The organism is Quadrisphaera sp. DVD1 (assembly GCF_058932755.1).
Window position 1 is genome coordinate 1 of the sequence record NZ_JBZYWI010000091.1, and the last position, 12,340, is coordinate 12,340.

At 76.4% G+C, this 12,340-nt stretch carries 10 protein-coding genes; 9 read left to right on the forward strand and 1 reads right to left on the reverse strand.

Annotation, left to right across the window (positions count from 1 at the left end):
- Positions 1 to 16 precede the first annotated feature (16 nt).
- The 6 genes from AC5FZL_RS11190 to AC5FZL_RS11215 all read left to right on the forward strand — a co-directional run bounded on the left by AC5FZL_RS11190 (position 17) and on the right by AC5FZL_RS11215 (position 5,499).
- A complete protein-coding gene (locus tag AC5FZL_RS11190; RefSeq protein ID WP_493618665.1) occupies positions 17 to 889 on the forward strand; it encodes an ABC transporter ATP-binding protein in 873 nt (290 codons plus the stop codon).
- The gene (locus tag AC5FZL_RS11195) at positions 886 to 1,764 is read left to right on the forward strand and encodes an ABC transporter permease (protein WP_493618666.1); all 879 of its coding nucleotides are present in this window, start codon (positions 886 to 888) and stop codon (positions 1,762 to 1,764) included. The genes AC5FZL_RS11190 and AC5FZL_RS11195 overlap by 4 nt, the downstream gene beginning before the upstream one ends.
- Positions 1,761 to 3,035: a sensor histidine kinase gene (locus AC5FZL_RS11200; RefSeq protein ID WP_493618667.1), complete on the forward strand. Its 1,275-nt coding sequence runs from the start codon at positions 1,761 to 1,763 to the stop codon at positions 3,033 to 3,035. Before AC5FZL_RS11195 ends, AC5FZL_RS11200 begins: the two co-directional genes overlap by 4 nt.
- A complete protein-coding gene (locus tag AC5FZL_RS11205) occupies positions 3,032 to 3,664 on the forward strand; it encodes a response regulator (protein WP_493618668.1) in 633 nt (210 codons plus the stop codon). Before AC5FZL_RS11200 ends, AC5FZL_RS11205 begins: the two co-directional genes overlap by 4 nt.
- A 114-nt stretch (positions 3,665 to 3,778) precedes the next feature.
- Positions 3,779 to 4,147 (forward strand): PadR family transcriptional regulator, encoded by a 369-nt coding sequence (locus AC5FZL_RS11210; RefSeq protein WP_493618669.1) that lies wholly within the window; start codon positions 3,779 to 3,781, stop codon positions 4,145 to 4,147.
- Positions 4,147 to 5,499 (forward strand): permease prefix domain 1-containing protein, encoded by a 1,353-nt coding sequence (locus AC5FZL_RS11215; protein ID WP_493618670.1) that lies wholly within the window; start codon positions 4,147 to 4,149, stop codon positions 5,497 to 5,499. The genes AC5FZL_RS11210 and AC5FZL_RS11215 overlap by 1 nt, the downstream gene beginning before the upstream one ends.
- Here AC5FZL_RS11215 and AC5FZL_RS11220 read toward each other — a convergent pair.
- Entirely contained in the window at positions 5,439 to 6,581 is a 1,143-nt protein-coding gene (locus AC5FZL_RS11220; RefSeq protein WP_493618671.1) for a GGDEF domain-containing protein, read from the reverse strand. The two genes, AC5FZL_RS11215 and AC5FZL_RS11220, sit on opposite strands and share 61 nt — an antisense overlap.
- Before the next feature lie 373 nt (positions 6,582 to 6,954).
- Here AC5FZL_RS11220 and AC5FZL_RS11225 point away from each other — a divergent pair, with 373 nt between their 5' ends.
- The 3 genes from AC5FZL_RS11225 to AC5FZL_RS11235 form a co-directional block, all read left to right on the forward strand.
- Entirely contained in the window at positions 6,955 to 7,761 is an 807-nt protein-coding gene (locus tag AC5FZL_RS11225) for a polysaccharide lyase family 7 protein (RefSeq protein WP_493618672.1), read from the forward strand.
- A 68-nt stretch (positions 7,762 to 7,829) separates the two neighbouring features.
- Positions 7,830 to 8,168, forward strand: coding sequence for an Rv1265 family protein (locus AC5FZL_RS11230; RefSeq protein WP_493618673.1), 339 nt, complete (start codon positions 7,830 to 7,832; stop codon positions 8,166 to 8,168).
- A gap of 70 nt (positions 8,169 to 8,238) precedes the next feature.
- Positions 8,239 to 12,340, forward strand: a 4,102-nt coding sequence (locus tag AC5FZL_RS11235; RefSeq protein WP_493618674.1) for an Lhr family ATP-dependent helicase, incomplete at its 3' end; no start/stop codon positions are given.

Below are 12,340 nucleotides of genomic sequence, written 5' to 3' on the forward strand. Positions count from 1 at the left end.
GGGCCACAGTCGTGCCATGAGCAGCGAGAGCGACACCGCGGTCCGCGTCCGCGGCCTGCACAAGCACTACGGCGAGCGCCGTGCCGTCGACGGCATCGACCTCACCGTGCCGCGCGGGCAGGTCTTCGCCCTGCTCGGCCCCAACGGCGCCGGCAAGTCCACGACCGTGGAGGTCCTCGAGGGCTACCGCGCCCGCACCGCCGGCGACGTGGAGGTGCTCGGCCACGACCCGGCGTCCCCCTCCCGGCAGTGGCGGGCACGCCTCGGCATCGTGGCCCAGACCACCCAGGACCTCTCCGAGCTGACCGTGGGCGAGGTCGTGCGCCACTTCGCGGGCTTCTACCCCTCGCCGCGGCGGCCCGAGGAGGTGATCGAGGAGGTCGGCCTGGCCGACGACACCCGCACCCGGGCCCGCGACCTGTCCGGGGGGCGGCGGCGGCGCCTCGACGTCGCCCTCGGCGTCGTCGGCGACCCGGAGCTGCTCTTCCTCGACGAGCCGACGACCGGCTTCGACCCGGAGGCCCGGCGCGAGTTCTGGGGCCTGATCCAGCGCCTGGCCGCGGGCGGCACGACGATCCTCCTCACCACGCACTACCTCGACGAGGTCGAGGTGCTCGCCGACGCCCTGGCCGTGATCTCCCGCGGCCGGATCGTCGCCACCGGCACGCCGGCCGACCTCGCCGGCCGCGGCAGCGCCCCGGCCGTGGTGCGCTGGCACGACCCGCAGGCGCCGGGCGGCGTCCGCGAGGAGCTCACCGCGACGCCCACCGCGCTCGTGGCGCAGCTGGCCGCCCGGCTCGGCGTCGGTGCCGGCGGCGAGGTGCCCGGCCTCGTCGTCGCCCGCCCCACCCTCGAGGACACCTACCTGCGCCTGCTGGAGGACTCATGACCACGTCGTCGACGACCCCCGCGAGCACCGCGCCCACCTCCTCGCGCGCCCCGGCGTCCGGCCCGGACGCCGTCGGCCGGCTGCCCAGCGTGCTCTCCGCCAGCCTCGCGCGGACGCGGATGGAGCTGCGCTCGACGCTGCGCCAGCGCGACGCCGTGATCTTCAACCTGGCCTTCCCGGTGATCTTCCTGTTCATCTTCGGGTCGGTCTTCGGCGACGAGATCGCCCCCGGCATCTCCTTCACCCAGTACTTCACGGCGGGGATGGCCGCCTCCGGGATCCTCCTCGTCAGCTTCCAGTCGCTGGCGATCTCCATCGCGGTCGAGCGCGACGACGGCACGCTCAAGCGGCTGGAGGGCACGCCCATGCCGCGCGCGGCCTACTTCCTGGGCAAGGTCGGGCTCGTCGTCGTGACCGGCGTCGCCCAGCTCGCGGTGCTGCTGGCGGCGGCCCGCCTGGCCTTCGACGTCCCCCTGCCGGCGACCGCCGGGCACTGGTGGACCCTCGCCTGGGTGGCGGTGCTCGGGGCCGCCGCGGGCACGCTGCTGGGCATCGCCTACTCCAGCGTGCCGTCGTCGGGAAGGTCCGCCTCGGCCGTGGTCGCCCCGGTGGTGCTGGTGCTCCAGTTCATCTCCGGCGTCTTCTTCGTCTACAGCGAGCTGCCCGGCTGGATGCAGGACGTCGCGGCGGTCTTCCCGCTGAAGTGGCTGGCGCAGGGCTTCCGCGCCGCACTGCTGCCCGACTCCCTGGCCGCCGCCGAGGTGGGCGGGAGCTGGCAGCTGGGGACGACCGCGGTGGTCCTGCTCGCGTGGACCGCCATCGGCCTGGTGCTGTGCCGCACGACGTTCCGCTGGCGCCGCCGGGGCGACCGGTGAGCACGGCCGCCGCGGTGGTCGCGCCGGCCCCGGACTTCTGGCAGCGCTCCCAGCGCGGCTGGCACGTCACCTGGTACGTCCTGGTGGCCCTGACCGCGGTCGGGGTCGTCCTGGACCCCGACCGCGGGTCGGGACGCACCGGCGCGCTGGCCGCCCTGGTCGCCCTCGCGGCGCTCGCCGTCCTCTACGCCGTCCTGGGGGTGCGCCTGCTGGCGCCGGGCCCGGAGGAGGACCTGCGCCCGGCCCTGTACGCCGCGGGGGTGCTGGCCGGCCTGCTGGTCGTGCAGGCCGGCGTCGGGACGGGCCTGACCGCTCCCCTGCTCTTCGTCCTGTTCCCCCAGGTGTGGGCCATGGCGCGGCGGCGCACCGCGGTGGCGGTCGTCGTGGTGGTGCCGCTGGGGCTCGCGCTGGGCGACGCCGCCCACCGCGGCTGGGGCGGGGACGCCCTCGGCGACGCCCTGCTCACCGGCTTCGTGCAGTCCTCCGTGGCCGTCGCGCTCGGCCTGTGGGTCACCGGGATGACCCGCGAGAGCGAGGGCCGCGCCGCCCTGCTGGCCCAGCTGACCAGCACCCGCGAGGAGCTGGCGGCGGCCGAGCGGGCCCGCGGGGTGCTGGCCGAGCGCGAGCGCATGGCCGGGGAGATCCACGACACCCTGGCGCAGGGCTTCACGAGCATCGTCGCCCTCGCGCAGGCCGCCGACGCCGCCCTGGACGCCGACCCGGCCCTGGCCCGCGAGCGCCTGCACCTGATGGAGGACACCGCGCGGGAGAACCTCGCCGAGGCGCGCGCGATCGTCGCGGCCCTGGCACCGCCGTCGCTGGGCGACGACCGGCTCGGCGGCGCGCTGGGGCGCCTCGTGCAGCGCTTCACCCACGAGACCGGCGTCCCCGCGCACCTGAGCGTGGACCCCTCCCTGCCCGACCTGGCCCCCGAGGCCGAGGTCGTGCTGCTGCGCGCGGCGCAGGAGGGCCTGAGCAACGTGCGCCAGCACGCCCGCGCGGGCGCTGCCTCGGTGGCGCTGGCCCGGGAGGGGTCGCACGTGGCGCTCGAGGTCGCCGACGACGGCTGCGGCGCGCCCGCCGCCCGGGCCTCCGGGCCGCGCGCGGGGCACGGCTACGGCCTGGCTGCGATGGCCGCGCGGGTGGAGCAGGCGGGCGGCGCCCTGGTGCGCACCGACGCCCCCGGTGGCGGCACGCTCCTGCGCGTCAGCCTCCCGCTTGCTGCCGCCCGGCCGCCCGCCGAGGCCCCGCCCGCCGGGAGCGCGCCGTGAGCGGCGTCCGCCTGGTCGTCGTCGACGACCACCCCGTCGTGCGCGCCGGCATCGTCGCGCTGCTCTCGGCCGAGCCCGACCTGCACGTCGTCGCCGAGGTGGACGGCGGCGAGGGCGTGGTGGCGGCCGTGGCCGAGCACTCCCCCGACGTCGTGCTCATGGACCTGCGGATGCCCGGCACGGACGGCGTCGAGGCGACCGCGCGGGTGCGCGCGGCGCACCCCGGGGTCGCCGTCGTGGTGCTGACCACCTACGACACCGACCACGACATCCTGCGCGCGGTGGAGGCCGGGGCCAGCGGCTACCTGCTCAAGGACGCCCCGCGCGCGGTGCTGGCCGACGCCGTGCGCCGGGCCGCGCGCGGGGAGACCGTGCTGGCGCCCCCGGTCGCCGCGCGGCTGCTCGGGCGGCTGCGCGAGCCCGCGCCGGAGCGGCTGACCGCCCGCGAGGCGCAGGTGCTCGAGCTCGTCGGGCGGGGCCTGTCGAACCCGGCGATCGCCGCGGCGCTGTTCATCGGCGAGGCGACGGTGAAGTCCCACCTGCTGCGGGTCTTCGCCAAGCTCGGCGTCGACGACCGCACCGCGGCGGTGACCGTGGCGATGTCGCGGGGCCTCATCCCGGCGCCCTGACCGCCCGCGCGCAGCCCTGCGCCCGCTCGCGCTGGTCCGTCCGCGTGGCGGTCCTTGCACCGCGATGCATAGAGGTGTGAGGTGTGGGAGTCGTCCCCCTGCCGTGGAGGCCCCGTGCGCATCGACAAGGACCTGGTGGCGGCGTCGGCCACGCCGCTCGTGCTCGCCATCCTCGCCGAGGGCGAGAGCTACGGGTACGCGCTGTCCAGGCGGGTCAAGGAGCTCTCCGGCGGGGAGCTGGAGTGGAGCGACGGGATGCTCTACCCGCTGCTGCACCGCCTCGAGCGGCTGGAGTGGGTGACGACCGCCTGGCGCGTGCCGCCCGAGGGCCGGCGCCGCCGGTACTACGCGATCACCGACGCGGGCCGCGCCGCGCTCGCGGACCAGCGCCGGCAGTGGGCCACCGTGACCTCGGCCCTGACCGGCGTCTGGCGGCGGCTCCCGCTGCAGCCCGCCGCCCAGCCCTCGCTCGGGACGGCGTGATGGCCGCGCTGGAGCCGCAGATCACCGAGTGGCGCTCCTACGTCGGCCGCGCGGGCGGCGTCGCGCGCCCCGACGTCGACGAGCTCGAGGCCCACCTGCGGGAGCAGATCGACGCCCTGGGCGGAGCCGGGCTCGACGACGACGAGGCGTTCCTCGTGGCCGTCAAGCGGATGGGCGCCGTGGACGACCTCTCCCGCGAGTTCGCCCGCGAGCACAGCGGCAGGCTGTGGAAGCAGCTCGTCCTGCCCCCGGACGCCGAGCCCGAGCGCCGCCCGAGCGGCCTCGCGAGCGCCCTGGTGCTCGCGGTGCTGGCCGCGGTCGCCGTCCACGTCCCCCGCCTGTTCGGGCTCGACCCCGCCTCGGACGACGAGGCGGCGTTCTTCTACCTGCGCAACGCGGGCCTGCTCGTGCTGCCCCTCCTCGCCGCCTGGTTCGCCCTGCGGCGCGCGCTCGCCCGCCGCCAGGTCCTGCTCCTGGCGCTCGCGCTCGCCGTCGCCGCCGCAGCGGTCAACGCCTACCCGTGGGCGCGGGAGTCGTCCACGGAGCTGCTCGCCGCCCTCTACCTGCCCGTGGCGCTGTGGTTCGTCGTCGCCCACGCCTCCATGGGCGGCACCTGGCGCTCGCACGAGCGGCGCATGGACGTCGTCCGCTTCACCGGCGAGTGGGCGATCTACTACGTGCTGCTCGCCCTCGGCGGCGGCGTGCTGCTGGGGCTGACCGCGCTGGTCCTGGACCCGGTGAGCCCCGGCCTCGTCGAGCCCCTGTTCCAGTGGGTGCTGCCCTCCGGCGCCGCCGGCGCGGTGCTCGTGGCCGCCTGGCTGGTCGAGGCCAAGCAGGACGTCATCGAGAACATGGCGCCGGTGCTGACCGCGGTCTTCACCCCGCTCTTCGCGGTGGTGCTGGCCGGCTGCGCCGCCACGTACGCGGTGTCGGGGTTCACCGGCGAGTTCGACCGCGTGGTGCTCGGCGTGTTCGACCTCCTGCTCGTGGTCGTCCTCGGGCTGGTGCTCTACAGCACCTCCGCGCGCGAGGCGTCCCGGCCGGCGGGGGTGCTCGACCGGCTCCAGCTCGTGGCCATCGCCAGCGCCCTGGTGCTCGACGCCGTGGTGCTCGTGGCGATGGTGGCCCGCGTCGGCGACCTGGGGTGGACGCCGAACCGGGTCGCCGCCCTGGGCCTGAACCTGCTGCTCCTGGTCAACCTGGCGCGGGCCGCAGTGCTGTCGGCCCGCTTCCTGCGCGGCCGGGCCCCGTTCTCCCGCCTGGAGCGGTGGCAGACGACCTACCTGCCGGCCTACGGGGTGTGGGCGGCCGCCGTGGTCCTCGTGCTGCCGCCGCTGTTCGCGTTCGCCTGAGCGTCCGCCGGGGCCGCCGGGCCCGAGTCCGCGTCCCCGGCGTCGAGCGGCTCGGCGCCGGCCACGCCGTCGCGCCCGTTCCGCTTGACCCGGTACAGCGCGGCGTCCGCGCGGCGGAGCAGCGCGCTCACGCCCTCGCCCTCGTGGTGGCGCGCCACCCCGGCCGAGCAGGTGCGCCCCTCGGGCACCGCCGCGCGCAGCCGCTCGACCAGCGCGACCGCCTCGGGCAGCTCCAGCCCCGGCATGACGACGACGAACTCGTCGCCGCCCTGGCGGGCGAGCAGCTGGCCGGCGTCGAGCAGGGGCGTCCACGCCCTGGCGACGGAGACCAGGAGCTGGTCGCCCGCGGCGTGGCCCAGCGCGTCGTTGACGGCCTTGAAGCGGTCGAGGTCGAGCAGGGCGACGCTGAGCGGCGAGCCGCTGCGGTCGGCGCGCTCGCCGGCCGCCGCGAGGTCGGCGTCCAGGCGGCGGCGGTTCGCCAGACCGGTCAGCGGGTCCACGTCGGCCGAGGCGGCCTGCTGCACGAGCCACGTCGTGCCGCAGGCCACGACCACCGCGGTGACGCTCGTGATCACCGCCGCCCCGATCGCCGCCGTCGACTGCAGCGCCATGACGCCCACGCACGCGGTGACGGCGACGCCCATGTGGGCCCAGCCGGCGCGGCGCGTGAAGAACAGGCCGCAGTCCAGCGCCACGAAGATGTAGAAGCTGTTGAGCGCCACCCCCGTGGGCGTGGCCCCCGACCACCACACGCCCGTGCTGATGGCCACGCAGCCGAGGAGCACCAGGGCGTGCGCCGACCAGGGCGGCAGGTGGCGCCCCCAGCGCAGGATGGCCAGGCCTGTGACCAGGGCGGCCGCGGCGAGCACCTCCAGCGCGAGGACCTGCACCTGCGGCGCCCGGGGGAACAGCGGCGTGAGCGCGACGACCCCTCCCGCGGTGGTGTAGATGGAGCCCGCGGTGACCGCCACGACCTGCGGAGAGGCGATCACCGTCTCGCTCAGGCGCGCGCGCAGGACCGCCGCGACCCGCCGGCCGAGGCTGGGCGCGCCTCGCGCGGCCCTGCCGCTGCCGGTCTCCACCCCCGGGTGATCGGGACGGCAGCGGAGCCGGTGGAGCCGCGCTCACCCGTTCGCGCGACGGAGAGCGGAGGGCCCGGCGGCGACGGCAGGGTTCCTCCGGCGGCTTTTCGCGTTCCTCCTCCGCAGCGACGCGCGCTGGCTAGCGTTCCTGGACGAGACGTTCGCCCGGCTGAGCGCCGTGCACGAGCCAGCACTCGCTGAGCTCCTGCGGCCGCTGGTCAGCCCACGGGGCGCACAGGTCCGGCCAGGCCGACGGCACGACGAAGGTGGAGCAGCCGACGTGAGGGACGCAGAGATCACCATGACGCTGGACGACCTGAAGAGGGAGAGTCTCACCGGCGCGCCGAGCCCCTCGACTGGAGGCGGGGCTGTCGTGAGCACCCTCCGCCGCACCACCACCGGCGTCCTCGCGCTCCTCCTCGCGCTCGTCCTCGCGCTCGTCCTCGCGCTCGCCGTCTCGGCGCCGGCGAGCGCCGCGCCGAAGGCGCCCGGTGACGTGATCGACCTCTCCCGCTGGTACCTGACCCTGCCGACGGGCGACCCGGCCCGCTCGGGCAGCCCGCTGGACGTCCACCAGCCGCAGCTGCGGAGCTACCAGGACGAGAACTTCAGACTGGGGCCGGACGGGAGGTCGATCACCTACCGGGCGCCGGGCCGAGGCGTGACCACGTCAGCCGCGTCCGGTGCGACTCGCGCCGAGCTGCGCGAGATGAACGGCTCCTCGAAGGCGTCGTGGGGCTTCGCGGACGGGAAGACGCACGAGCTCCAGCTGACCTTCGCCGCGGACGCCCGCGGCATGAGCGTGCGCAAGGAGGTCATCGTCGCGCAGATCCACGGCGGGTCGAACACTCCTCCGCTCTACGTCTCCCACGACTCCGCCGCCGGGAAGCTCAAGCTCTGGATCAACGGGCCGTCGGTGAAGCCGGACCTCCTCGCGCTGAAGGCAGGGGAGAAGGCGACCGTGCGGATCCTCGTGCAGGACAAGAAGGTCCAGGTGTGGGCGGCGAAGGGGACCAGCCTCCCGTCGAAGCCGCAGTTCACGTTCACGGCGTCGAAGTTCCCCAGCGCGAACGCGAAGTCGGGCTGCTACTTCAAGGCGGGCCTCTACAACAAGGAGCCGATCAGTGCCGGCGGCACGGGCGCGTCGACCCTGACCCTCTACGCGCTGAAGGTCCGCTGACCCGAGCGCTGGTGGCGCAGCCCGCCAGCGCTCTCGACCCTGTCGTCGAGCGAGCGTGTGATCGCTGCATGGACGAGATCAGGGGCTGGCTGACCGGTCGGATCCCGGCGGAGTGGTTCCAGGACGAGGTCGAGGACCGCTGCGGGCGCAAGGTCGCGCGGGGGGCCGCGTGCGGCGACACCCGCCAGGTCTTCACCAGCCTCGCGGTGCCGGTGATGACGCGGCTGCGGCAGGGCGAGCGGCAGGTGCTCGACACCCTCGTCGAGGCCGGGGTCGCCCGGTCGCGCTCCGAGGCCCTGGCCTGGTGCGTGCGGCTCGTGGGCCAGCACGAGGGCGAGTGGATCGCCGACCTGCGCGCCGCGCTGGTCGCGGTGCAGCAGGCTCGGGCGGCCGGTCCCGCCGCCTGAGCGCCCGGCCCGGTCACCCGGACGCAGCCGCTGCCGCGCCGCTGTCGGTGGGCGGTGCGACGATCCACCGGTGGCCAGGAGAGCGGCACCGCCCGCGAGCGGCGAGCAGGGTGCGGACGACGTCCTGGCCCGCTTCTCCGCGCCCACGCGGGAGTGGTTCCGCGGGGCGTTCGCCGCGCCCACCACCGCCCAGGACGGCGCGTGGCGGGCGATCAGCGCCGGTGACCACGCCCTGGTGGTCGCCCCGACCGGCTCGGGCAAGACGCTGTCGGCGTTCCTGTGGGCGCTGGACCGGATCGCCACCGCCCCACCTCCGGCCGACCCGGCCCACCGCTGCCGGGTGGTCTACGTCTCCCCGCTCAAGGCGCTGGCCACCGACGTCGAGCGCAACCTGCGCGCCCCGCTGACGGGCATCCGCCACGCCGCCGTGCGCCTGGGCCTGCCCGAGCCGGAGGTGGCGGTCGCGCTGCGCTCGGGCGACACCCCGGCCGACCAGCGCCGGGCCTTCACCCGCACCCCTCCCGACGTGCTCATCACGACGCCGGAGTCGCTGTTCCTGCTGCTGACGTCCAAGGCCCGCGAGGTGCTGGCCGGGGTCGAGACGGTGATCCTCGACGAGGTGCACGCCGTCGCGGGCACCAAGCGCGGGGCGCACCTGGCCCTGACCCTCGAGCGGCTCGACGCGCTGCTGGAGCGCCCGGCGCAGCGGATCGGGCTGTCCGCGACCGTGCGCCCGGTGGAGGACGTCGCCCGGTTCCTCGGCGGCGCCCGCACGCCCGGCGAGGACGGCGGCCGCGCGGTCACCGTCGTCCAGCCGGTCTCGACCAAGGTGGTCGAGCTGGAGGTCGTCGTCCCGGTGCCCGACATGGGCGAGCTGGGCCAGCGCACGGAGGACCTCACCGGCCTGGCCGCAGGCGCCGAGCAGCGCACGTCCATCTGGCCCGCGGTCGAGGAGCGCGTGGTCGACCTCATCGCCGAGCACCGCTCCACGCTGGTCTTCGCCAACTCCCGGCGCCTGGCCGAGCGGCTGACGACCCGGCTGAACGAGATCTGGGTCGAGCGCCACGCCGTCGAGGAGGAGGGCGCCGACGACGCCGGGGGCGCGCCCGCTGCGCCGCGGCCGCCGAGCCGCCCGCCGGCGCAGCTGATGGCCCAGGCCGGGCAGAGCCAGGGCGCTCCCGCCGTGCTGGCCCGCGCCCACCACGGCTCGGTCAGCCGCGAGCAGCGCTCCCTCATCGAGGACGACCTGAAGTCCGGCCGCCTGCCGGCGGTGGTCGCGACCTCCAGCCTGGAGCTCGGCATCGACATGGGGGCGGTCGACCTGGTCATCCAGGTCGAGTCCCCGCCCAGCGTGGCCAGCGGCCTGCAGCGCGTGGGCCGCGCCGGGCACCAGGTGGGCGCCGTGAGCCACGGGGTGGTGTTCCCCAAGTTCCGCGGCGACCTCGTGCAGACGGCGGTGGTCACCGAGCGGATGCGCGCCGGGGCGATCGAGGCGCTGCGGGTGCCGGCGTCCCCGCTCGACGTGCTGGCCCAGCAGGTCGTGGCGATGACCGCCCTCGACGACTGGACCGTCGACGACCTCGAGCGCCTCGTGCGCCGAGCGGCACCGTTCTCGGGGCTCACCCGCGGGGTGCTCGAGGCGGTGCTCGACATGCTCTCGGGCCGCTACCCCAGCGAGGAGTTCGCCGAGCTGCGCCCGCGGATCGTGTGGGACCGCGTGACCGGCGTGCTGTCCGGGCGGCCGGGCGCCCAGCGGCTGGCGGTCACCAGCGGCGGCACCATCCCCGACCGCGGCCTGTACGGGGTGTTCCTGGCCACCGGCGAGGGACCGGGCCGCCGCGTCGGCGAGCTCGACGAGGAGATGGTCTACGAGTCCCGCGTGGGCGACGTGTTCACCCTCGGCACGAGCACCTGGCGGATCGAGGACATCACCGCCGACCAGGTCCGCGTCTCCCCCGCTCCCGGCCAGCCCGGCAAGCTGCCGTTCTGGCACGGGGAGGCCCTGGGCCGCCCGGCCGAGCTCGGCCGTGCCGTGGGGGCCTTCGTCCGCGAGATCGGCGCCCTGGACGACGAGGCGGCCCGGGCCCGGGCCACTGAGGCGGGCCTGGACGCCTGGGCCTCCGACAACCTCCTCGCCTACCTGCGCGAGCAGGCCGCGGCCACCGGCCACCTGCCCGACGACCGCACCATCGTCGTCGAGCGGTTCCGCGACGAGCTCGGCGACTGGCGCGTGGTCGTCCACTCCCCCTTCGGCGCCCAGCTGCACGCGCCCTGGGCGCTCGCCGTCGGGGCGCGCCTGCGCGAGCGCTTCGGCGTCGACGTCCAGGCGATGTCCGCCGACGACGGCCTCGTGCTGCGCCTGCCCGACCTCGACCTCCTCGGGGGCTTCGACCTCGACGCCGGCGACTCCCTCGGCAGCGGCGCGAGCGGCTACGGCGGCGCCGGGCGCAGCGAGGCGCCCGACGTCCTCGAGGCGCTCCTCGTCGAGCCCGAGGACGTCGAGGCCCTGGTCACCGCCGAGCTCGGCGGCTCTGCGCTGTTCGCCTCCCGCTTCCGCGAGTGCGCCGCCCGCTCGCTGCTGCTGCCCCGGCGCCGCCCCGACCGCCGCACGCCCCTGTGGCAGCAGCGTCAGCGCGCCGCCCAGCTGCTCGAGGTCGCCAGCCGCTACCCCTCCTTCCCGGTCGTGCTCGAGACCGTGCGCGAGGTGCTGCAGGACGTCTTCGACGTCCCGGCCCTGGCCGACCTCATGCGCTCGCTGCGCTCGGGGGCCGTCCGCGTGGTGCAGGTGACGACCGAGCAGCCCTCGCCCTTCGCCCGCGGTCTGCTCTTCGGCTACGTCGCCCAGTTCCTCTACGAGGGCGACACCCCGCTGGCCGAGAAGCGCGCGGCCGCGCTGTCGCTGGACCCCACGCTGCTGGCCGAGCTGCTCGGGCGCGGCGACGGCGCCTCGCTGGCCGACCTGCTCGACGTCGAGGCCCTCGAGCGCACGCAGGCCGAGCTCCAGCGCCTGGCGGAGAGCCGGCGCTGCCGCGACGCCGAGGACGTCGCCGACCTGCTGCGGGTGCTCGGCCCCCTGACCACGGCCGAGGTCGCGGCGCGCTCGCGCGCCGAGGAGGACGAGGTCGCCGGGTGGCTGACCGAGCTGGAGGCGACGCGCCGGGTGATCGCCGTCCGCATCGCCGGCCAGGAGCGCTGGGCCGCCGTCGAGGACGCCGGCCGGCTGCGCGACGCCCTGGGCGTCCCGCTGCCGGTGGGCGTGCCCGAGGCGTTCACCGCCCCCGTCCCCGACCCGGTCGGCGACCTCGTGGCCCGGTGGGCCCGCACGCACGTGCCGTTCACGGCGGCGACGCTGGCCGCCCGCCTGGGCACCGGGGTGGCCGTGGTCTCCGACGCCCTGCGCCGCCTGGCCGCGAGCGGCCGGGTCGTCTCGGGCGACCTCCTGCCGACCGAGGCCCGCGCGGCCCTCGACGGCGCCGAGGCGGGAGCCCCCGGCGCGCACCTGGACTGGTGCGACGCCGAGGTGCTGCGGCTGCTGCGCCGGCGCTCGCTCGCCGCGCTGCGCGCGGAGGTCGAGCCCGTGCCGCCGCGCGACCTCGCGCGCTTCCTCCCGAGCTGGCAGGGCGTCGGCTCGCGCCTGCGCGGCGCCGACGGGGTGCTGCGCGTGGTCGAGCAGCTCGCCGGCGCGGTGGTCCCCGCCAGCGCCGTGGAGGCCCTCGTGCTGCCGGTGCGCGTCGAGCGCTACACCCCGGCGATGCTCGACGAGCTCACCGCGGCCGGGGAGGTGCTCTGGCGCGGCCACGGCGCCCTGCCGGGCGACGACGGCTGGGTCTCCCTGCACCTGGCCGACGCCGCGCCGGTGACCCTGCCCGAGCCGGAGGGCGACCTCGAGCTCACCGACGCCCACACCGCGGTGCTCCAGGCCCTGGCCGGGGGCGGCGCGTACTTCTTCCGGGCGCTGTCCGACGCGGTGGGCTCCACGGACGACGCCGCGCTGACCGCGGTGCTGTGGGACCTCGTCTGGTCCGGGCACCTGAGCAACGACACGCTCGCCCCGCTCCGGGCCCGCCTGGCCGGCGGCCGCACGGCCCACCGCACCCCGCGGGCGGCCCCGCGCGCCCGCTACGGGCGCTGTCCCCTATACACATCTGCCACTGCCGACGACAAATTATCAA